The following is a 19,195-nucleotide window of genomic DNA, read 5'->3' on the forward strand; positions in this document are numbered from 1 at the left end:
CCCCTCATTTCCTTCCCACCGTCCTGCCCTTTACGGATCTATGGGATCAGTAGTGTAGTTCCACTCGTTTTTCTGGCTTCCAGATCCGCATGCGCGCGCCCTGCATCGCTCAACGGATAAGTCTGATGAATATTGATACGCACTTTATTGCTTTGCACAACAGCAAATAATGCCCCTGCACTGGCTCTCAACTCCTCAGGCGTACCGACATAAGCGAAAAGGCTTGGGCGTGTCGTGAAAAGAGAGCCTTTCTGATTGAGGATAGCGAGGTTGAAATTCTCGATGGGGCCGGAGGACTGGCCGAAAGTCACCCACATGCCGCGCGGCTTCAGGCAGTCGAGCGAATGCGGAAACGTGTCCTTGCCGACCGAATCGTAGACCACATCGACGCCCTTGCCGCCGGTGATTTCCCGAACGCGATCGGCGAAATTTTCCCGGCTATAATCGATGACGTGGTCGTAGCCGTGCGCCAGCGCCAGTTCGACCTTTTCTGCGGATCCAGCAGTGCCGATGACGGTCTCGGCGCCGAGCGCCTTGGCCCATTGCCCCGCAATCAGGCCAACACCACCGGCGGCTGCGTGAAAGAGCAACGTCGTTCCGGGGCCGACCTTGAAGGTGCGGTTCAACAGATATTCTGCCGTCATCCCCTTCAGCATCATCGATGCCGCCGTTTCAAGCGAGATGTCGTCGGGTACTTTGACCAGATGACGGATTTCGATATTGCGCTCGACGCTATAGGCACCGTCGCTGCCGACATAAGCGACGCGATCCCCGACAGCGAAATCGGAAACGCCAGGTCCTATCTCTGTAATCGTTCCCGCGGCCTCCTTGCCGAGCGACAGCGGGAATTGCGGCGCCTTATAGAGACCCGAGCGGAAATACACGTCGATGAAATTCAGACCGATCGCCGCATGTCGGATCTGCACTTCGCCAGCGCCCGGAGGCGGCAGATCCACCTCCTCCAACTTCATGACCTCGGGACCGCCGTTTTCGTGGATGCGAATGACCTTGGTCTTCTTCATGACGAGCAATCCTACTGGCGTCCGAGGGACGGGAAAAACTGCAGCACGGCGCCGATGCAATAGAGATAGATACCGCTGATGATGAAGAGGACAACAGCCCATTGCGGCATGACGAAATTCATCAGCAGCGAGTAGATGCCCAGCGCCGACCAGAACAGGAATATGCCGAGATTGAGCGGCCGCAGGCGCTTAACGCGGACTGGATGCAGGAAATTGATCGGCAGGAAGGTCAGGACGACGGAAACGCCGACGAGAACCATGGCGGTCGTCGCGCTGGCGTCGATAACGAACAGCGTGAATATCACCATGTTCCAAACGACCGGGAATCCGGAAAAGAAATACTCCTCGGTCTTCATGCCCATGTCAGCGTAATAGATGGCACTGGAAACCACGATCATGCCGGCTGCGACAAACGACAAGGGTTCGCCGATCATGCCGCTTTCATAGAGCGCGAAGGCCGGAAGCAGCACGTAGGTCACATAATCGATGATATTGTCCAGCGTGTCGCCGGACCAGTTCGGAAGTACTTCCTTGACCCGGACCTTGCGGGCGATCGGCCCGTCGATGCCGTCGACCAGCAGCGCGAGACCCAGCCACCAGAACATATCGACGAAGCGGTGCTCTGAGGCAGCGACCACACCGAGAAAGGCGAGAAAAGACCCGGATGCCGTCAGGATATGAACGGAGAATGCACGCATCTCCGCGTAAGGCACCCGCTTGTAATTGAAGATTTTCATCCGCCCCACGATTCGTCGGTTTATGCGCCTGCCCCGGCAAGCGGTTTTTCCTGCTAATATGCATCCTTTGGTCTATACCGCCAGCGCAAAAGCGTTCATCGCTGCACGCTAGCGCGACTTCCTGTCATTTTCACCCGCTGCGATGTTTCATCCCATGGATTTCAACAGGCTAAGTGTCTATTTTCAGAATTGTAGGCAATTGAGGCATCGAAAATGAAGCAGATTGAAGTGGCCGTCATCGGCGGTGGCCTGGCCGGCATGATCGCCGCCTTTGCGCTGGCGCGCGGCGGACGATCCGTTGCGCTGGTGGCTGCGCCGCACAACAAAGCCGACAAGCGGACGACGGCGCTGATGGACCAATCGATCCGCTTTCTTGAGCGCCTGACACTGTGGGACAAGATTGCGCCTTCGACGGCAGCGCTGACCACAATGCGGATCATCGACGGCACATCCAGGCTGTTGCGGGCACCCACCGTCTCGTTCCGTTCGTCCGAGATCGGGCTGGAAGCTTTTGGCTACAACATTCCGAACGCAGTGCTGCTCGACACCCTCGGCAGGGCCATCGAAGCGGAGGGCAACATCGCCCACATCGAAGCTACCGCCTCCGAAATTACTTTCCGCGACGACGGCGTGACGATTGCCCTCGATAGTGGTCAAGCTATCGAAGCCGCCTTCGTCGTCGGCAGCGATGGGCGCAACTCGATGGTCCGGGAAACCTTGGGCATCAAGGTCAAGGGCTGGTCCTATCCGCAATCGGCCATGGTTCTGAACTTCGCGCATTCCTTGCCGCATCAGAACACATCGACGGAATTCCACACCGAGAGCGGTCCCTTCACCCAAGTGCCCCTGCCCGGCAGCCGCTCCAGCCTGGTCTGGGTGCAGAAGCCGGCGGAAGCAGCAACCAATGCCGATAAATCACTGGAAGAACTTGGCAGGCTGGTCGAGGAACGCATGCAATCGATGCTCGGCCAGGTGACGATCGAAGATAATGTTCAGGTATGGCCGCTCTCCGGCATGACGGCTCATCGATTCGGCAAGGGCCGCGCCGCGCTGATCGGCGAAGCCGCCCATGTCTTTCCGCCGATCGGTGCACAGGGGCTCAATCTCAGTCTGCGCGATATATTGGCGTTGTCGGACATCCTTTGCAGTCGTCCGGATCAGCCGATCCCGGCCTCGGCCGGCGACATTTTCGACCGCCGGCGCCGCGCCGACGTCATCAGCCGCACGACGAGCGTCGATCTCCTCAATCGCTCGCTTCTTTCCGATTTCCTGCCGGTGCAGATGTTGCGCGCCGCCGGACTGCATGTGCTTTCCGCGCTCGCTCCCCTACGCAACCTGGTCATGCGCGAAGGCATCGAACCCGGTGGTGCCCTGGGCAATTTTTCCTCGAAGTTACGGGAAAAGCTGCGTCGGTAGGACACCCGATTTTATCAGGTACAGCACCAGCGAAACCGTCGCCACGGAAAACGCCGTGGTGATAAGGATCGTGGCGGAGGCACGCTCCTGCCAGACACCATATTGCTGGCCGATGACAAAAACGTTCGTCGCCGTCGGCAGTGCCGCCAGCAGCATCGCCGCCTCGATCCATATCGGATCGAAGCCGCCCACCGCCTGCAAGACCACATAAACGACGAGTGGATGCAGGATAAGCTTTGCTGGCACGATGTAGCCGATCTCGACTGGCACCCGCTTCAAGGGACGCAAGGCAAGCGTTACACCCATGGCAAACAGCGCGCAGGGGGCAGCCGCTTGGGCAAGATAGTTGACGAATCGCTCGAATGCGATCGGCTGCCGGAGCGAAAGCGCCGCGACGACGAAGCCGAGCGCAGTCGATAGAATGAAAGGGTGCAGCAAGACCTTTCGGGCAATCTCGCCGGCGAGGCGCCAGCGGGAACGCTTGTCTCCCTCTTCCAGCGCCATCAGCGCTGGCGCCACCATGAAATGCAGCGCATTTTCAAAGCAGACAATCAGCGCGACGGGAACGGCTGCCTTTTCGCCCAACGCCAGAAGTGCGAGCCCCGGCCCCATGTAGCCGATATTGCCATAGGCGCCAGCAAAAGCCTGGATCGTGCTGTCGGCGAGCGAATTGCGCCGCAGGAAGCGTCCAATCAGAAACAGCAGGAGAAAGATCGAATATGTCGCGGCGATATCCGCGGCGATGAAATCGACCCGCGTCAGCTGCTCGATCGGCGTCTGCGAAACGAGCTTGAAGAACAAAGCCGGCAGGGCCGCATAGATGATGAAGGTGTTGAGCCAGCCGAGCGCGTCAGCCGGCTGCCTGGTGACGCGCGCGGCGATATAGCCGATCAGGATCAGGCCGAAGAACGGCAGCAGCAGACCGACAATCTCAGCCATCGGACTTGTTCCATCTTGCCGGGAAAATTGGGGGCGAAAGATATCGCCCGGCTTAGCCGATTTTCATCAGGATTGGAAAGGTCTGCTGGAACCAGATCGCCATGTCGCTGACATAGCCGAAGATGAACGCAAGGCCGGTCAGCACGAGAAGCCCGCCCATCACCTTCTCGACCGTGCCGAGATGGCGGCGGAAGCGGGATAGAAAGCGCATGAAAGCGCCGGAAAAGCCTGCCGCGATCCAGAATGGAATGGCAAGTCCGAGAGAATAGACCGCAAGCAGGCCCGCGCCTGCGCCGACCGTTTCGCGAGAAGCGGCGATGCCGAGGATCGCCCCGAGAACCGGGCCGATGCAGGGCGTCCAGCCAAAGGCGAAGGCAAGCCCCATGATATAGGCGCCTGTCAAGGTCGCCGGTTTTCCATTGCCCTGGAAGCGCGCTTCGCGAGCGAAGAGACCGATGCGGAAAACACCGAGGAAATTCAACCCCATGATCACGATGATCAGACCACCGATCTTCGAAAGGATATCGAGATGCTGGCGCAACAGCAGGCCGATCGACGAAGCACCGGCGCCGAGGGCGACAAATACGGTGGCAAATCCCAACGTAAAGAATAGCGCCGACATCAACACGTTGCCACGAACGCTTGGCCCTGCTGCGACGGTCGTTCCGCCGCCACGAAACTGCTCGACGGAGATCCCGGCCATGTAGCAGAGATAAGGCGGCACGAGCGGCAATACGCAGGGCGACAGGAACGAAAGCGCTCCGGCGATCAGGGCACTAACAATCGAAATATCGGCAAGCGACACGATGAACTCCGGCTATGTCATTTCGCCCTTTTCCTAGCGTTGCGACCAGCGTAAAGCCAATCACCTTTTCGAGTGGGAGCGGTCGTACTGCCTTAAAGTTGACGGAATTAAGAAGCGCCAACCTATGCGAAAACCCGGCATTTCTGGGCCTGTCCCATCATCGGGAGGCATACCAACGAACGAATTGCATTTGCTAAAATATTGGTTCAAGCTGCGGTCGTTCGTCCAACAACGTGCATTAACCCAACTAGTTAGCGGAGGAAGTCCCCCCATGCGATTCGTTACTATGTTTACGGCTGCAACCTTTACTGCGCTTTTCAGCGTTAGCGCCATGGCGCAAACGGCAACAGCGCCCAGCACTACGACGACGACACCCAGCGCAACGACAACAGCTCCCGCGGCGACGACCATGCCTAAGGCAGCGACCACGATGAAGCCGAAGGCTATGAAGCCGGCTCAGACCGCCGTTTCCAAGGCATGTTCGGCTCAGGCTGACGCCAAGGGTCTGCACGGGAAAGCTCGCGCCAAGTTCCGCAGCGACTGCAAAAAGGCCGGTGGCAAGGCGTAATCTCGTAAGCTTCGCCTCAATCAAGGCTCAGCTTTGTCGCCGCAACGGCGGCAAAGCTGGGCACAATCCCAAACTTCCTATCGAATATTTTACTTAAAAAACTCGGCGCTTATCATTGAAATCTCTTTAATAAAACAAGCACGCATTTAGTTTCCCCATCTCTCCAGCGATATGCTTTGTCGCACCGTGCGCCGATATCGCGGGCAAGCCTAAACCTTCCCTCGTCATGGGTTTGCAGCACCTCCGAACTCCTAGCGAGCGCAAGCAACGTTTCGCAACAAAGGGGAAAAACCCAGGAAACCTGCAAAAACTACAATTGGCTCTCGTTCGATTGAATCAGTGAACGGAGCAACGATTTGAAACCGGCCATTAACCCTCCTCCTGCCGAAGAGACTTCGCACGCGAAATATCTGGCGGCGTGTCTTTTCGCACTTGAGCCGTCCATCGAAAGCCTGCTCACCGCCGCGTTGAAATCGGGTTGGAAACGCGATTACGTGCTTCTCGCGATCATGGCGGTTACCGCCAATGATGACGAGGAGACACGGTCGTCCTGCGGATCACTGCATTCATGAGTCGCGATTGCTGCGATCCAGATTAGAACTCAGCGGCTGCACGGCCGAAGACGAAATCGGCTTCCGTGCCATCCGTCAGCCGAACGCGACCCGAACCGTCCATACCATTGGCCTGCCGCGTCGCGATCACAAAACCCTTCCGGCCATCGGAGCAGCGGACCGGCATGGAAATCGTCACTGAGGTGTCGAAGGGATCATATGTGCCGGAACACTTGACCGACTTGCCCTTCAACTTGCCCGCCACCTGAAAGCTGCCACCGGACATTGCCGCCGTCGACGTTCCCTTCATGACATCGCCCTTGCCGGAAATCACGGCAACCGGCACGGTCATCGCGCAGGAAGCAAGAGATAGCGCTGAAGTGGCAACAACGACGAACCCTATGTTTTTCACGAGATATTCCCCCCTTAAGACAGGGGAAATATGCACGCGAGACGAGAGTGGTCAATAGACCATCGTTGGTCTGCCTTTCGATTACGCGAACCTTCCGGCATGCGCTTCATCGAAGACGACAATCGCAGCCAGACGTACACAAATTCTTCGCGTCAGATCATTTGCGGCTCGGCTTCAGCTCTTTCGTCGACTGATCGACCTGGCCATCCGCAAGCCTGTTGCGCGGGTCGGCGACGATAGCACTTCCCTCGTCTTCGGCTTCCGGCTTCGTCGGCCCGCGAGCTTTGCTGTGTTGTATCTTGGCAAGCGCCTGTTTGCCTTCCGTTCCGTGATTTGGGTCGTTAGCTTGATCGCGCATCGATTTGTTTCTCCTCTTGTTCGCAGGAGAAACACCGGTCGCACAATTAGGTTCCTCAATAGGCTGAGCGCCTGTATCGCGGGCTTCGATCGCAAACGCTGGAAAATGGAAGCGTCCGTAAAAATATTTGAGAGGCGCTGAAACTATCCGGCAGCGGGCTCCGTATAAGCCGCTAGGAATGAACCGGGATCGATTGTTCTGGAACGTCCACCCCCGTCACCGGCGCCCGCACTGCGACGGAGACGGCGGCAACGGTCGCCTCCGCGCCGTTACCGCAGCGTCCGGCGCAAGGGATCTGACACCCTTCGCCGGACGCACTCTTCAGCTCCTTGAATGGCAATTGCCGTAACGGGCACGGGAACCGACCGTGATCTTGCGAGGGCACACAACACGGGCCAGACGCGGCTTTCATGCGGCGCAGGGCTGGCGGCTTCAAATTTTCGCTCGGGGCTGAGCAGAGGGGCCGCTACGAGCAATCGGAGCTATCGACGGAGAAGGAATAGTCCTTCCCCTTGAACTGGTAGATGTAATTGGCCAAGGAGGCTTCGCCGGAATCGAATTTCGGCAGCAAAAAGTTACACAAATCAGAGATTTGAGCCGACTTGACGAGAGGTGCGTCGAACCAGTCGTCGTCGAGATCCAGATCATAGAAGTAGCTGTAGATACGGTCCGTAAGGTCTATCTTTTTCAGCGTGATTTGCTGGTCGATTTTCTTCGGCAGATCCTTGTTGGCAAAGACAACCGGATAGCGTTGGGTGAGATAAGGGATCACCAGACGTTCAGTCACAGGTGTCGTCATCGCGATCGCGAGCAGAGGCAACAGGCTCGATGCAACGGCGAACTTCCTCCTGACGAGAGCACCCAGCAAGACGCCCGCAGCCCCGAGCAAACCGCAAACGATCGCATAGATTTCCCACGAAGACAGCTCAGCCAAGAATTCCATCATGCGTCCATCGTCTTTATCAATCGCCGTGCCGGCGGCAACTGGCCTATGATCAGCCTGCCACGTCCAGCACATGCCAAATTCGACTTGGCATCCAAACATGCCTATCCAGTCACAGCAGGCGCCAGAAGCGACGACACGAATTGCGCGCCAAACCAACCGCCATGTGGTCAGTCTATACTCCTCCGGGACACCATCGAGCAATCACAAGATTGTTCATTTTCCTGACCGTTAGTATACTTACTCTCGCTATGATTGAAAGCGAAACTTGCCGCACGTCGCTCCATCAAGCCAGACTTTGCAGCGATACCTGCCTGAATTGAAGAGTTTGCGAATTCCCTTAAACTGCGGATATGCTCATCCTTGGGCCTTGAGGCATTTGGGAGGAAAAGCCGCCCTACACTTTTCCCGAGAGTGCTTTGCGCTCCGGTGTCGTCGTTTCAGCCCCTCTGCGCTTTGTTATCAAATATTGCCAGCTGCAGGTTTCAGCTCTTCAAGCTAAAGCCCAGCCTCGGTTCGCCGCAATGTGGGAATCGCATAGGCTTACCTGTACCCAAGGAGAAACGGAATGTCGGACCTGCTTGAAATCCAGAGAGAACTGCAAGCACAGGCCGACCAGGTCGTTCGGATGCTGCAGCTCAATGAACGTCTTTCCGCTCTTGGACAGCCTGTCCGTGTCGGAAGCTCCGCCATGGGGCTGATGGTTCGGCGTGATATCGACATCACCGTCATTTGCGACAAGCTCGATGCCGATGCACTGGACGCGTTTACCGCGCTCGGTACGTGCTTCATGAGGATGACGGAACAGGTGGTTGCCGTACGCTTCCGCAACGATTGCCGTCAATGGAATAGAGAACCGGAAAAATACCCGGACGGGCTTTATCTGTGGCTGTCCGTTCAGGCGCCGGATCAAACAATGTGGACCATCGACATCTGGCTGGTCGACCAGCCGGGGCGGCAGCCTGACATCGCCCATCTGAAAACGCTGATGCCGCGTCTGACCGATGGAGACCGGGAAACCATCCTGCGAATCAAGACTGTCTTGGCTGAATCTCCGCAAAATGGCGCGTCGATTCCCAGCGCGCTCGTGTACGAAGCCGTCATGGACAACGGCATCGACACCATTGCCGGATTTGAGAACTGGTATCGGGAACGCGCGCCATGATGCCCCAGGAAAGAGAGCGCGATAATGGGTGCAAACGGAATTTTGCAAATCATGATCGGGTTACTGCAAAACGCGTTCGAAACCCAAGTGAAATGGTGAGGATGTTTTTGTTTTGAAAACAACATCTTCCGATGGTGAGAGCGATGGGGCTCGAACCCATGACCTACTGATTAAAAGTCAGTTGCTCTACCAGCTGAGCTACGCTCTCCCTTTCCGCGGACGTTTCCGCCCCGGCTGGAAGTGCGCGGAACATATGCAGGCGCCCCATTGCGGTCAACCCATAAAATTGCGGTTTTGGTGGCTTCAAGATGCTTTTCCTCATCTCCAGACGACGAAATCATGGTGTTTGCCTCGAAATCGGCGGCATAGCAGGCATCAGCGTGAAGCTGGAATCTATGGGGAAAACCGCAGGTAATGGCGACGCAGCTTCGCGTGGCCGGAATAATCGTTACAATTTCCCTCAATAGTAAGGGTTGCAATCAAGGGATTGGTCCGTTCGCCCCGCAATGATTTGGGGTGCGAATCGTTTTTGGTGTATATCAGTTATTGTTAACAACCCGTCGGGTCCTCAGGAGGTTCTTTTATGGAAGACGCACACGTCGGTTGGATTGCAGCAATTATCATTGGCGGCTTGGCAGGCTGGTTCGCCGAGATGATCATGAAGAGCAATACGGGCATTGTCATGAACATCATCCTCGGCATCGTTGGCGCGCTCGTCGCCAGCTGGCTGTTTGGCGCACTCCATATTGCGCTGCCCTTCCATGCATGGCTGAACTACCTGATTACGGGCTTCATCGGTGCCTGCATCCTGATCTTTATCGGGCGCTTGATCAGGAGATAGCGGCGCATCGGGGCAAGACCGCATCTTTGGGATGAGGAGAAGGGAAGACGGGATCGTCTTCCCTTTTTTGTTGCAGTCGTCGGATGCGTGCACGTCATAGGCCTTTCCAAGCCCGTCCCCGGCCCTATCTACAACAGTGGAGCCGAAAAGGAGGTTGGAAGATGACGGAAAACACCAATCGGATACCAGTGCGCAAGGTCGTTCGTGGTCGCCCCTACAGCATCACTGAATTTGCGCGGAAATACCGCCTCGACGACGACGAAGCCAAACGTCTGTTCTATAAGTTCGGCCCTTCGGCAACCGAGCTCGACCTGTTGATGGCCGCCAAACGGAAGTCGCCGTATCTCTCCTAAGGTGCCGGACTTCGATCCCAAAGTGAAACCGCAGGCAAGAATAGTGGCAGATGGCGGCTGCGCCTATCCGCCGCCATCTCTGGCTGCGGTGGACTGCAAGATCACGCGCGTCATAGGTTCATTTTGATATATCACCATCGATTGCCTTCGGCAGCACGAGGTGACACTGTCTGCCATATCGGCTCGCTTGGACTTACTGCATGCAAGATTCGCTTAGCCATCTCGCCTATCTGGCGCTCGAACATCATATCGTGACGCTTGTCCTCGAGCCCGGGGCACTCGTGACAGAAAAGCAGCTGATCGAGATGGCCGGCCAAGGGCGCACGCCCGTGCGCGAGGCAATTCAGAAGCTTGCATGGCAGGGATTGATCCATGTGCGTCCCCGCGTCGGTTTGCAGATCGCGGAGATTAGGTCCGACGATCATCGACATGTCATTCAGGTCAGGCGCGAACTGGAGCCGCTCGCGGCGGCGCTTGCTGCCGTTCACGCCGATGAGCAGCAGCGCCACCAGTTGCAGCTCTGCGCACACCGGATGGCTGACTGCGCCGTGACCGGCGATCTCACCGGCTTCTTCGCTGCCGACAAGACGTTTGACGAAATTCTGGAAGAGTCCTGCCCCAACAACTTCATCACGTCGGCCCTCGCGCCGGTGCAAACCCATGCCCGCCGGCTGTGGTACTCAACGGAAGCACGCGGCCGGATGGATCATGCAATAACGATGCATGTTCAAGCTATAGAGGCTATCCGTGACGGCGATGCAGAAAAGGCGGCCACGGCCATGACGGCGCTGATCGACCAATTGAGCGGCCTGTGAAAAAGGCGGCTTCATCGCTGAAACCGCCTGCTATTTGCTTATTTCGGTCGTTCGTTTCAGCCGACGAAGGCACGCTCGATGACGAATTCGGCCGGCTTGCTGTTCGCACCTTCGGTGAGGCCTGCCTTTTCGAGCAGATCCTTCGTGTCCTTCAGCATCGCCGAAGAGCCGCAGATCATGCCGCGGTCGGTGGCGATATCGAGGGCGGGGACGCCGAGATCGCTGAACAGCTTACCGTTTTCGATGAGATCGGTAATGCGGCCGGTGAAGGGGAAGTCTTCCCGAGTGACGGTTGCGTAATGGCGCAGCTTATCGCCGACGACTTCGCTGAGCAGCTCATCGTTGCGGATTTCCTCGACCAGGTCGAAACCGTATTTCAGCTCGGCGACATCTCGCGTCGTATGCGTAAGGATGACTTCCTCGAACTTCTCATAGGTCTCGGGATCACGGATCAGGCTCGCAAAGGGCGCGATTCCGGTGCCGGTCGAGAACATATAGAGGCGTCTGCCCGGGGTCAGCGCATCGAGCACCAGCGTACCCGTGGGCTTCTTGCGCATCAGCACTTCGTCGCCGGGCTTGATATTCTGCAGGTGCGACGTCAGCGGACCGTCCGGCACCTTGATGGAAAAGAATTCGAGTTCGTCCGCCCAGGCGGGGCTTGCGATCGAATAGGCGCGATAAAGCGGTTTGCCATCGACCATGAGGCCGATCATCGCAAATTCGCCAGAGCGGAAGCGAAAACCTTGCGGCCTGGTCATGGTAAAACGAAAGAGCCGGTCGGTATAATGCGTGACGCTCAGCACCTTCTCGGCGAAGACGCCGGCTGGCACTGCTGAAGCGAACTCATCTGTCTTTGCGGGGGCGTTCATTCTGTTTCGGATCCCGTATTAATCTTGCACGTCTTCCCTGGCAGGCTCATTACGCGACGCTGATATTACACTATAGCCGGTTTTGAAAGGCATTCCATTCCAGCCGGCGGCACAGGACTGAAATATGTATATTTCAGTCAAGATTCTAGATCGCCAACACTATATATCGACATCTATCGACGGGCGTGAATAGCGGCCTTTCGACGTCAAGCCGATTTTGCCGGTAGCCGTCGCCAGCTATAGGCCTGCCCGGCTTCGGCAGGCCGCGCGGTTGGCTGATAGTAATGCGGAATGCCCGGTAGCCGATTTTCCGACAGCCGCTTCAATGCCGTTTCATTGGTGACCGCGAAACTGTCGATGCCGACACGCAACATCAACGGAATCTGATCGATCAGCACATCCCCGACGGCCCGCAACTCGCTCGTATAACCAAGACGCTGGCGAAGCAGCGAAGCGTGGCTGAAAGCACGGCCATCGTTGAAGGCCGGAAACGCTACGGCAACGATCGCGAGGCGATCAAGGTAAGGCTGAAGTCTAGTGACATCGTCTGCCGGCTTTATGACCACACCAAGGCCAAGTTCATTGCTGTCTTCCGCTTTTGCGATCAGGGCATCGAGGTCAAGCAACGGCTTTTGCGCTTCCGTCGCCTTCACCTCGTCCGTTTCGATCACCCAGCCATCGTTTTCGACAAAACCGGTTTCCCGCCAGATCTTCGTCATATTCATCTCTCCTTACGCGGCCTCGGCCGAAGCCGAACCATAGAGCGCATCCTTGAAGGGCTGCGGTCCGACACGGCGATAAGCATCGAGGAAGATCTCGGAGGGATCCAGACGCAAACCGAGATAGGTATCGACGATCGTCTCTATGGCATCAGTCACCTTGTCGGGCTCAAACCCGCGGCCGATGATTTCGCCGATCGAGGTATGCTCGTCGCCGGAACCGCCGAGCGTGATCTGGTAGAGCTCGGCACCTTTCTTCTCGACGCCTAACAAGCCGATATGGCCGACGTGATGGTGGCCGCAGGCATTGATGCAGCCGGAGATCTTGATCTTCAGCTCGCCGATTTCAGCCTGACGTTCCGGAGAGCCGAAACGCGTGGAAATTTCCTGCGCAACCGGGATCGAGCGAGCATTGGCGAGAGCGCAATAATCGAGGCCGGGACAGGCAATGATATCGGTAATGAGGCCGGCATTCGCCGTCTCGAGGCCATTGGCAACCAGGCCGCGGTAAACAGCTTCGAGATCGGCAAGCGCCACATGCGGCAGGATGAGGTTCTGCTCGTGGCTCACGCGGATTTCATCGAAGGCATATTCTTCGGCGATGTCGGCCACGGCATCCATCTGCACATCCGTAGCATCGCCCGGAATGCCGCCGATCGGCTTCAGCGAAATCGTCACCATGCCATAGTCGGGGTTTCTGTGTGGCTGGACGTTCTGTTGCACCCAACGGGCAAAGGCTGGATCCGCCTTCTTCCAGCGAGCAAGGCTTTCCCAGCCTTCGGCGCGCTCAGGCAGCGCCGGCGGCTCAAAATAGGCCGAAATCGCCTGAACGTCTGCTTCCGGCAGCTTCAGTTCTGTGTCCTTGAGCTTGTCGAATTCGAACTCGACCTGGCGTGACAGTTCTTCTGCACCGATCTCATGGACAAGGATCTTGATACGCGCCTTGTACTTGTTGTCGCGGCGGCCATGCAGATTGTAAACGCGCATGATTGCGGTCGTGTAGGAGAGGAGATCCTCCTCCGGCAGGAAATCGCGGATCAGCTTGGCGACCAGCGGCGTGCGGCCCTGCCCGCCGCCGACATAGACGGCAAAACCGATCTCGCCCTTGTCGTTCTTCTTCAGATGCAGGCCGATGTCATGCACCTGGATCGCGGCGCGGTCGCGTTCGGCGCCGGTGACGGCGATCTTGAACTTACGCGGCAGGAAGGAGAATTCCGGGTGAACGGAAGACCACTGCCGCAGGATTTCGGCATAGGGTCTGGGATCGGCGACTTCATCGGCCGCAGCCCCGGCAAAATGGTCTGCCGTGACGTTGCGAATGCAGTTGCCAGAGGTCTGGATCGCGTGCATCTCGACCGAGGCCAGGTCGGCCAGAGCGTCTGGCATCTCGGAGAGTTTCGGCCAGTTGAACTGCAAGTTCTGGCGCGTCGTGAAGTGGCCATAGCCGCGGTCGTACCTGCGCGCGACATGAGCGAGCATGCGCATCTGGCGCGAGCTCAACGTGCCGTAGGGAATGGCGATGCGCAGCATATAGGCATGCAGCTGCAGATAGACCCCGTTCATCAAGCGCAGCGGCTTGAAGGCATCTTCGGAAAGCTCACCCGAGAGGCGTCGCTCCACCTGATCGCGGAACTGTGCGACACGTTCCGCGACAAAGGCATGGTCGAATTCGTCGTAACGATACATGATTTCCTCGGGACTTCTCAGACTGCAATGAATTCGGGATCGGCGGCGGCGTAACCCGGCGCATATTCCATGGTGGGGCCTTCGGCACGAATGCGTTCGCGCAGGCGCAGCGGCCAAAGCTTGCCATCGGTTTCGCGAACGTCGATCAGATTGACGTCGACGACCTTGTTGTCGGCATAGGCCTGCTTGCCGATCGCTTCCAGTGAGGCTTCGGCTTCGGCGTGGCGTGCAACCAGCGCCTCCTGCAGCGATGTCGCCCACTCACCATTCGCGTTCAGCCAAACGGCGACGCCATCGGTGAGCCGGTTTGCGGTCAGAACCTTGTCGACCATCAATCAGCTCCTTGCATAGTCATGAGCGACGGTCTCGCGGCGGACCAGCGGCTCGGATTGTTCGAAATTCGCACCGGCGACAGCATCACCGATGATAACCATGACCGGCCCGCTCAATTCATCGCGGTGCTCAAGGTCTGGAAGATCCCTCAGTATGCCATGCATCAGCCGGCGGTCGCGGCGACTTGCATTTTCGATGACCGCAACGGTCGTCTCCGGCGGCAGACCGGCCTGCATCAAACGGCCGGCGACAGAGGCAGCAACCGTGCGCCCCATATAAACGGCAATCGTGGCACCCGACACGGCCAGACTTGCCCAATCGGGAAGAACGTCGCCCGCGAGATCGTGGCCCGTCGTGAAGACCAACGACGACGCAACGCCGCGCAGCGTCAACGGCAGTTCGAAATCCGCAGCGGCGGCGAAGGCGGAGGTAATGCCGGGCACGATCTCGTAGCCGATGCCGGCGGCGCGCAGCGCGGCCATTTCTTCGCCAGCACGGCCGTAGACTAGCGGATCGCCCGACTTCAGGCGCACAACGCGCTTGCCGTCGCGACCAAGCTGCACCAGCAGATCATTGATCTCCTCCTGAGACTTGCTATGGCAACCCTTGCGCTTGCCGACAGACAGTCGCTCGGCATCGCGCCGTCCCATGTCGACGATCGCCTGCGGCACCAGGGCATCATAGACGATGACATCGGCCTCCATCATCACGCGCTGTGCACGCAATGTCAGCAAGTCCTCGGCACCGGGACCGGCGCCAACGAGCCACACCCGGCCTTCGACTTCGCGAGCCGATCGCAATAGCTCATCAGCTGCCTGCTGCGCCTGAGGCAAATGGCCGGCGTTGACCGCGTCTGCAACCGGTCCTGAGAAAAACCGCCGCCAGAAGACACGACGCGCAACACCGCGCGGCACAAGATGCTCGACCGGCTTGCGATAACGCGTGGCCAAAGCCGCGAGCCTTCCGAGCGATGGCGACAACATTTGGTCGATCTGAGCACGGATCATCTGTGCCAGTACGGGGCCTGCACCCTCCGTACCGATGGCAACGGCGACCGGTGCGCGGTTGACAAGTGCCGGCGTATAGAAATCGCAATAGTCGGGCTGATCGACCGCATTTGCCGGAATTCGCTCGGCGCGGGCCGCGTCGACGATCCTGCGATCCGCCTCTGCATCACCGGTGGCCGCAAAAACAAGCGTCGCGCCCCTGACCTGATGCGACGAAAAATCGCAACGCACCGTCGCAATACGATTGGCGATAAGAAAGGCGTGATAGTCGGCTTCCGGCGCCTGCACATAGGCAACAATCTTCGCCTGGGTGTTCATCAGCAGTCGCGCCTTGGCGAAGGCTTCGTCGCCATCGCCAAAGATGGCCGCAACCCTTCCGTCGATACGGAAGAAGGCGGGAAATACCGAAAGCTGTTCAGTCTTGGGAGGCATCGTCATTCCAATTCGAGATGTGCCGAATATCGCCTCACCGACCAAAGGATTGAAGAAACAGAAATTCTAATGCTTCGACGACTCCGTATTCTTTTGCTCGACATGGCGGGGATTTGAGCAAAACTCACCAGACGAGCAGATTGATTTAAATACAGGAAATCTATAGACTTTTGGAACTCAACAACCTCCTTGCCGTTTCATTGCCTGTGGCAAACGCTGCTCGATCCTCTTTTGCGCATTTCACCCGGCCTGCAATCCCGCTAGATTGGGCGAAATTTTTCGGAGCATTCCCTTGTCGGACAATACGATCGCAGCCCGCCTCCTCGACGTCGTCGAACATGACATCTTGCCGCTGACCCGAGATGGAGTTGCGGCAGGAAACAAGGTTTTCGGCGCTGCCATCCTGCGCAAATCGGACCTCTCGCTCGTCATCGCGGAAACCAACAACGAGTTGGAAAATCCGCTCTGGCATGGAGAAGTGCATGCACTGAAACGCTTTTATGAACTGGGCGAGAAGCCGGCCACCAAGGATCTGATCTTCCTGTCGACCCACGAGCCCTGCACCATGTGCATGTCGGCGATCACCTGGGCCGGTTTCGACAATTTCTACTATTTCTTCAGCCACGAGGATTCGCGGGACGCTTTCGCAATTCCGCATGACTTGAAGATTCTCAAGGAAGTCTTCGGTCTGGAGCCGGGCGGCTATCGGCGGCACAACGCCTTCTGGAACAGTTTCGCGCTCGCGGACCTCGTGGAGGCTGAAGCCGATCCGCGAAAGACCGAGCTCAAGGGACAGACTGCCCGCATCAAGCAGGCCTATGCCGAGCTGTCCGACAGCTACCAGGCTTCCAAGAGCGACAACGATATCCCACTGAATTGATAGAGCAAGACCCGAGGCAACGATGGAAGCATCGCGAGACATTGGCAGCCTGATCGACATCATGGCTGCACTGCGAAACCCCGAGACTGGCTGCCCCTGGGATATCGTCCAGACCTTCGAGACCATCAAGCCCTACACGATCGAGGAGGCTTATGAGGTCGCGGACGCCATCGAGCGCAAGGATAACGACGATCTCTGCGATGAGCTCGGCGATCTCCTGCTTCAGGTCGTGTTCCATGCACGGATTGCGGAGGAAGCTGGAGCATTTTCCTTCGGCGACGTCGTACATGCAATCACGCGCAAGATGATCCGCCGCCACCCGCACGTTTTTGCCGTCTCTGACGCCAAGACCGAGGACGCGGTGACACTGCAATGGGATCGGATCAAGGCGGAGGAAAAGCGCGAGCGCGCCGAACGCCGCGCCAAGAGCGGGATTACCGAGGATTTCAAGGCCGGCTATCTGGGCTCGGTGCAACGCACTTTCCCTGCTCTGACGGAAGCTTTGAAATTGCAGGAGCGCGCAGCCAAGGTCGGCTTCGATTGGTCGGCGCCAGAACCGATCCTCGACAAGATCGAGGAGGAGATCGGCGAGCTACGGGTAGCGCTTGCGAGCTGCGACAAAGCGAAAGTCAGCGATGAACTCGGCGACCTGATCTTCGCCGTCGTCAATATTGGCCGCCATGTGAATTCCGATCCGGAGCAGGCCCTACGCGGCACGAACACCAAGTTCCGCCGCCGCTTCCATCACATCGAGACGACACTTGAGGCCGAAGGCGAGACCCTCGAGGGCGCCTCGCTTGAGCGAATGGAAGAGATCTGGCAGGCGGCAAAGGCTATCGAACGGCAGCTTGGCGGTGTAAAGACCGCTTAGAGCCGGATGATTTTAGGTCTACTCGACCTAAAATCTGAATCCGCTCTAAAATTAAAGAAGTAGAGCATGGTGTCGCCCGAAAACCGCGCGCACTTTTCGGCATCATGCTCTAGGAGCCCTTATTCCCAGTCTTCGCGTTGCGGCTTCGGGCCGTTGCCCATGCGCCGCTCCAGTTCGACCGCCTCGGTTTCCGTCAGGCGCACTTCAAGCGTCACCGTGCCGTCCTCGTTATCCCAGCGGTTATCGACGATGGCATGATTGTAGAGCCAGGGTAGCAGCGCCAGCTTTTCGACAGGCAACGTGATGGTCGTTTCCGTCAGAACACCCGAAAGGCGTCGGCTGATCTCATTCATCAGGCGATCGACACCCTCGCCGCTCTTCGCGGACACGGCAATGACGTTTTCCGTCGTCGATGCCTTGTGAACGATGGCGTCGTGTGCTTCCGGCTCCAGCCGGTCGATCTTGTTCCAGACCTCGAGAATACGCTCGGCACCCTCAGCCTCGCCGATGCCGAGATCGCCAAGGATGCGCATCACGTCGGCACTCTGGACCTGATTGTCGTCATCCGAGAGATCGCGCACATGGAGGATGAGGTCGGCTTCCAGCACCTCTTCCAGCGTCGCACGGAATGCCGCCACAAGGTGAGTCGGCAGATCCGAAATGAAACCGACGGTATCGGAGAGGATGACGGTGCGGCCATGCGGCAGCTTCATCCGGCGCAAAGTCGGATCGAGCGTCGCAAACAGCATGTCCTCGGCAAGAACGCCCGCGCCGGTAATGCGGTTGAACAGCGTCGACTTTCCGGCATTGGTGTAGCCAACCAGTGCGACGATCGGATGCGGCACCTTCCGGCGCTTGGCGCGATGCAGCTGGCGTGTTCGGACGACCTGCTCTAGTTCGCGCTCCAGCCTGATGATCCGCTCCTGCAGCATGCGCCGGTCGGCTTCGATCTGGGTTTCACCGGGGCCGCCCATGAAGCCCGCGCCACCGCGCTGGCGCTCAAGGTGGGTCCAGCTGCGAACCAGCCGACCCTTCTGATAATTCAGATGGGCAAGCTCAACCTGCAGCGTGCCTTCCTTGGTGGAAGCGCGGCGGCCGAAAATTTCGAGGATGAGGCCGGTTCGGTCGATGACCTTGGCGTTCCATGCCTTCTCAAGATTGCGCTGCTGCACCGGCGTCAAGGGATGATCGACGATGACAAGCCCGGCGTTGAATTCGTCGAGCAGTGCAAGAATTTCCTCGATCTTTCCGGTGCCGAGCAAGGTCGCCGGCCGCGGATCGTTGATCGGGACGATCGAGCCGTTGACGACATCGAGGTCGATAGCAAGTGCAAGGCCCTTTGCCTCTTCCAGCCGGCTTTCGGGCGGGCGCGAGACGGAGATGGCGCCATCAGCTTGAGCCGCGCGTGCCGAACGGGCCTGTTTGAGCACAGGCACGACGACGACAGCGCGCATGTCATCCCGGTGCTTTACG

General features: G+C 58.0%; 22 protein-coding genes and 1 tRNA gene. 9 read left to right on the plus strand and 14 right to left on the minus strand.

Going from position 1 to position 19,195, the window contains the following annotated elements; all coding sequences use genetic code 11:
• Window positions 1-38: 38 nt before the first annotated feature.
• Window positions 39-1,022 (minus strand): quinone oxidoreductase family protein, encoded by a 984-nt coding sequence (locus ACIQJ2_RS14155; protein ID WP_400673060.1) that lies wholly within the window; start codon window positions 1,020-1,022, stop codon window positions 39-41.
• Between the two features lie 11 nt (window positions 1,023-1,033).
• Window positions 1,034-1,759: a phosphatidylcholine synthase gene (gene pcsA, locus ACIQJ2_RS14160; protein WP_199150236.1), complete on the minus strand. Its 726-nt coding sequence runs from the start codon at window positions 1,757-1,759 to the stop codon at window positions 1,034-1,036.
• A 213-nt stretch (window positions 1,760-1,972) separates the two neighbouring features.
• Here pcsA and ACIQJ2_RS14165 point away from each other — a divergent pair, with 213 nt between their 5' ends.
• The gene (locus ACIQJ2_RS14165) at window positions 1,973-3,175 is read left to right on the plus strand and encodes a UbiH/UbiF family hydroxylase (protein ID WP_400673056.1); all 1,203 of its coding nucleotides are present in this window, start codon (window positions 1,973-1,975) and stop codon (window positions 3,173-3,175) included.
• On the opposite strand, the gene ACIQJ2_RS14170 is transcribed toward ACIQJ2_RS14165, so the two are convergent.
• Window positions 3,152-4,114: an AEC family transporter gene (locus ACIQJ2_RS14170; RefSeq protein ID WP_400673053.1), complete on the minus strand. Its 963-nt coding sequence runs from the start codon at window positions 4,112-4,114 to the stop codon at window positions 3,152-3,154. The genes ACIQJ2_RS14165 and ACIQJ2_RS14170 overlap by 24 nt on opposite strands.
• A gap of 52 nt (window positions 4,115-4,166) precedes the next feature.
• Window positions 4,167-4,919, minus strand: coding sequence for a cytochrome c biogenesis CcdA family protein (locus tag ACIQJ2_RS14175; protein WP_199150233.1), 753 nt, complete (start codon window positions 4,917-4,919; stop codon window positions 4,167-4,169).
• Between the two features lie 271 nt (window positions 4,920-5,190).
• Here ACIQJ2_RS14175 and ACIQJ2_RS14180 point away from each other — a divergent pair, with 271 nt between their 5' ends.
• Both ACIQJ2_RS14180 and ACIQJ2_RS14185 read left to right on the plus strand, forming a co-directional pair.
• Window positions 5,191-5,487, plus strand: a complete 297-nt coding sequence (locus ACIQJ2_RS14180; protein WP_400673049.1) for a hypothetical protein — start codon at window positions 5,191-5,193, stop codon at window positions 5,485-5,487.
• A gap of 356 nt (window positions 5,488-5,843) precedes the next feature.
• On the plus strand, window positions 5,844-6,059 hold the full coding sequence (locus tag ACIQJ2_RS14185; RefSeq protein WP_400673046.1) for a hypothetical protein: 216 nt from the start codon (window positions 5,844-5,846) through the stop codon (window positions 6,057-6,059).
• 22 nt (window positions 6,060-6,081) lie between these two features.
• On the opposite strand, the gene ACIQJ2_RS14190 is transcribed toward ACIQJ2_RS14185, so the two are convergent.
• The 3 genes from ACIQJ2_RS14190 to ACIQJ2_RS14200 form a co-directional block, all read right to left on the minus strand.
• On the minus strand, window positions 6,082-6,450 hold the full coding sequence (locus tag ACIQJ2_RS14190; protein ID WP_400673043.1) for a hypothetical protein: 369 nt from the start codon (window positions 6,448-6,450) through the stop codon (window positions 6,082-6,084).
• Between the two features lie 157 nt (window positions 6,451-6,607).
• Complete coding sequence (locus ACIQJ2_RS14195) at window positions 6,608-6,808, minus strand: hypothetical protein (RefSeq protein ID WP_400673040.1); 201 nt, start codon at window positions 6,806-6,808, stop codon at window positions 6,608-6,610.
• Between the two features lie 466 nt (window positions 6,809-7,274).
• Window positions 7,275-7,955: a hypothetical protein gene (locus ACIQJ2_RS14200; protein ID WP_400673037.1), complete on the minus strand. Its 681-nt coding sequence runs from the start codon at window positions 7,953-7,955 to the stop codon at window positions 7,275-7,277.
• A gap of 364 nt (window positions 7,956-8,319) precedes the next feature.
• On the opposite strand from ACIQJ2_RS14200, the gene ACIQJ2_RS14205 reads away from it, so the two are divergent.
• Entirely contained in the window at window positions 8,320-8,916 is a 597-nt protein-coding gene (locus tag ACIQJ2_RS14205) for a hypothetical protein (protein ID WP_400673034.1), read from the plus strand.
• A gap of 132 nt (window positions 8,917-9,048) precedes the next feature.
• Here ACIQJ2_RS14205 and ACIQJ2_RS14210 read toward each other — a convergent pair.
• A tRNA-Lys gene (locus ACIQJ2_RS14210) sits at window positions 9,049-9,124 on the minus strand.
• Between the two features lie 375 nt (window positions 9,125-9,499).
• Between ACIQJ2_RS14210 and ACIQJ2_RS14215 the strand changes: the two genes are divergently transcribed.
• The 3 genes from ACIQJ2_RS14215 to ACIQJ2_RS14225 all read left to right on the plus strand — a co-directional run bounded on the left by ACIQJ2_RS14215 (window position 9,500) and on the right by ACIQJ2_RS14225 (window position 10,925).
• The gene (locus ACIQJ2_RS14215) at window positions 9,500-9,757 is read left to right on the plus strand and encodes a GlsB/YeaQ/YmgE family stress response membrane protein (protein ID WP_199087323.1); all 258 of its coding nucleotides are present in this window, start codon (window positions 9,500-9,502) and stop codon (window positions 9,755-9,757) included.
• A 161-nt stretch (window positions 9,758-9,918) separates the two neighbouring features.
• Window positions 9,919-10,110: a hypothetical protein gene (locus ACIQJ2_RS14220; RefSeq protein WP_199150227.1), complete on the plus strand. Its 192-nt coding sequence runs from the start codon at window positions 9,919-9,921 to the stop codon at window positions 10,108-10,110.
• Window positions 10,111-10,310: 200 nt separating this feature from the next.
• Window positions 10,311-10,925, plus strand: a complete 615-nt coding sequence (locus tag ACIQJ2_RS14225) for a GntR family transcriptional regulator (RefSeq protein WP_400673029.1) — start codon at window positions 10,311-10,313, stop codon at window positions 10,923-10,925.
• A 56-nt stretch (window positions 10,926-10,981) separates the two neighbouring features.
• Here ACIQJ2_RS14225 and ACIQJ2_RS14230 read toward each other — a convergent pair whose 3' ends face one another.
• The 5 genes from ACIQJ2_RS14230 to cysG all read right to left on the minus strand — a co-directional run bounded on the left by ACIQJ2_RS14230 (window position 10,982) and on the right by cysG (window position 15,977).
• Window positions 10,982-11,794: a ferredoxin--NADP reductase gene (locus tag ACIQJ2_RS14230; protein ID WP_199150225.1), complete on the minus strand. Its 813-nt coding sequence runs from the start codon at window positions 11,792-11,794 to the stop codon at window positions 10,982-10,984.
• Between the two features lie 206 nt (window positions 11,795-12,000).
• Complete coding sequence (locus tag ACIQJ2_RS14235; protein WP_400673026.1) at window positions 12,001-12,513, minus strand: DUF934 domain-containing protein; 513 nt, start codon at window positions 12,511-12,513, stop codon at window positions 12,001-12,003.
• A 12-nt stretch (window positions 12,514-12,525) separates the two neighbouring features.
• A complete protein-coding gene (locus tag ACIQJ2_RS14240; RefSeq protein ID WP_400673024.1) occupies window positions 12,526-14,199 on the minus strand; it encodes a nitrite/sulfite reductase in 1,674 nt (557 codons plus the stop codon).
• Window positions 14,200-14,216: 17 nt separating this feature from the next.
• The gene (locus ACIQJ2_RS14245; RefSeq protein WP_400673021.1) at window positions 14,217-14,531 is read right to left on the minus strand and encodes a DUF2849 domain-containing protein; all 315 of its coding nucleotides are present in this window, start codon (window positions 14,529-14,531) and stop codon (window positions 14,217-14,219) included.
• 3 nt (window positions 14,532-14,534) lie between these two features.
• Window positions 14,535-15,977, minus strand: a complete 1,443-nt coding sequence (gene cysG, locus ACIQJ2_RS14250; protein ID WP_400673018.1) for a siroheme synthase CysG — start codon at window positions 15,975-15,977, stop codon at window positions 14,535-14,537.
• A 286-nt stretch (window positions 15,978-16,263) separates the two neighbouring features.
• Between cysG and ACIQJ2_RS14255 the strand changes: the two genes are divergently transcribed.
• The gene (locus ACIQJ2_RS14255) at window positions 16,264-16,851 is read left to right on the plus strand and encodes a deaminase (protein WP_400673015.1); all 588 of its coding nucleotides are present in this window, start codon (window positions 16,264-16,266) and stop codon (window positions 16,849-16,851) included.
• Window positions 16,852-16,873: 22 nt separating this feature from the next.
• Complete coding sequence (mazG, locus tag ACIQJ2_RS14260; protein ID WP_400673012.1) at window positions 16,874-17,722, plus strand: nucleoside triphosphate pyrophosphohydrolase; 849 nt, start codon at window positions 16,874-16,876, stop codon at window positions 17,720-17,722.
• A 119-nt stretch (window positions 17,723-17,841) separates the two neighbouring features.
• Here mazG and hflX read toward each other — a convergent pair whose 3' ends face one another.
• Window positions 17,842-19,176, minus strand: coding sequence for a GTPase HflX (hflX, locus tag ACIQJ2_RS14265; protein WP_199150218.1), 1,335 nt, complete (start codon window positions 19,174-19,176; stop codon window positions 17,842-17,844).
• Window positions 19,177-19,195: the final 19 nt, after the last annotated feature.

The organism is Rhizobium sp. NPDC092011 (genome assembly GCF_044756305.1).
Lineage (GTDB): Bacteria > Pseudomonadota > Alphaproteobacteria > Rhizobiales > Rhizobiaceae > Rhizobium.

Excerpts from the sequence above, each read along its gene's own strand:
- ACIQJ2_RS14155 (WP_400673060.1), bottom strand. The coding sequence starts at position 1,022 with ATGAAGAAGACCAAGGTCATTCGCATCCACGAAAACGGCGGTCCCGAG.
- pcsA (WP_199150236.1), bottom strand. The coding sequence starts at position 1,759 with ATGAAAATCTTCAATTACAAGCGGGTGCCTTACGCGGAGATGCGTGCA.
- ACIQJ2_RS14165 (WP_400673056.1), top strand. The coding sequence starts at position 1,973 with ATGAAGCAGATTGAAGTGGCCGTCATCGGCGGTGGCCTGGCCGGCATG.
- ACIQJ2_RS14170 (WP_400673053.1), bottom strand. The coding sequence starts at position 4,114 with ATGGCTGAGATTGTCGGTCTGCTGCTGCCGTTCTTCGGCCTGATCCTG.
- ACIQJ2_RS14180 (WP_400673049.1), top strand. The coding sequence starts at position 5,191 with ATGCGATTCGTTACTATGTTTACGGCTGCAACCTTTACTGCGCTTTTC.
- ACIQJ2_RS14195 (WP_400673040.1), bottom strand. The coding sequence starts at position 6,808 with ATGCGCGATCAAGCTAACGACCCAAATCACGGAACGGAAGGCAAACAG.
- ACIQJ2_RS14205 (WP_400673034.1), top strand. The coding sequence starts at position 8,320 with ATGTCGGACCTGCTTGAAATCCAGAGAGAACTGCAAGCACAGGCCGAC.
- ACIQJ2_RS14215 (WP_199087323.1), top strand. The coding sequence starts at position 9,500 with ATGGAAGACGCACACGTCGGTTGGATTGCAGCAATTATCATTGGCGGC.
- ACIQJ2_RS14220 (WP_199150227.1), top strand. The coding sequence starts at position 9,919 with ATGACGGAAAACACCAATCGGATACCAGTGCGCAAGGTCGTTCGTGGT.
- ACIQJ2_RS14225 (WP_400673029.1), top strand. The coding sequence starts at position 10,311 with ATGCAAGATTCGCTTAGCCATCTCGCCTATCTGGCGCTCGAACATCAT.
- ACIQJ2_RS14230 (WP_199150225.1), bottom strand. The coding sequence starts at position 11,794 with ATGAACGCCCCCGCAAAGACAGATGAGTTCGCTTCAGCAGTGCCAGCC.
- ACIQJ2_RS14235 (WP_400673026.1), bottom strand. The coding sequence starts at position 12,513 with ATGACGAAGATCTGGCGGGAAACCGGTTTTGTCGAAAACGATGGCTGG.
- ACIQJ2_RS14240 (WP_400673024.1), bottom strand. The coding sequence starts at position 14,199 with ATGTATCGTTACGACGAATTCGACCATGCCTTTGTCGCGGAACGTGTC.
- ACIQJ2_RS14245 (WP_400673021.1), bottom strand. The coding sequence starts at position 14,531 with ATGGTCGACAAGGTTCTGACCGCAAACCGGCTCACCGATGGCGTCGCC.
- cysG (WP_400673018.1), bottom strand. The coding sequence starts at position 15,977 with ATGACGATGCCTCCCAAGACTGAACAGCTTTCGGTATTTCCCGCCTTC.
- mazG (WP_400673012.1), top strand. The coding sequence starts at position 16,874 with ATGGAAGCATCGCGAGACATTGGCAGCCTGATCGACATCATGGCTGCA.
- hflX (WP_199150218.1), bottom strand. The coding sequence starts at position 19,176 with ATGCGCGCTGTCGTCGTCGTGCCTGTGCTCAAACAGGCCCGTTCGGCA.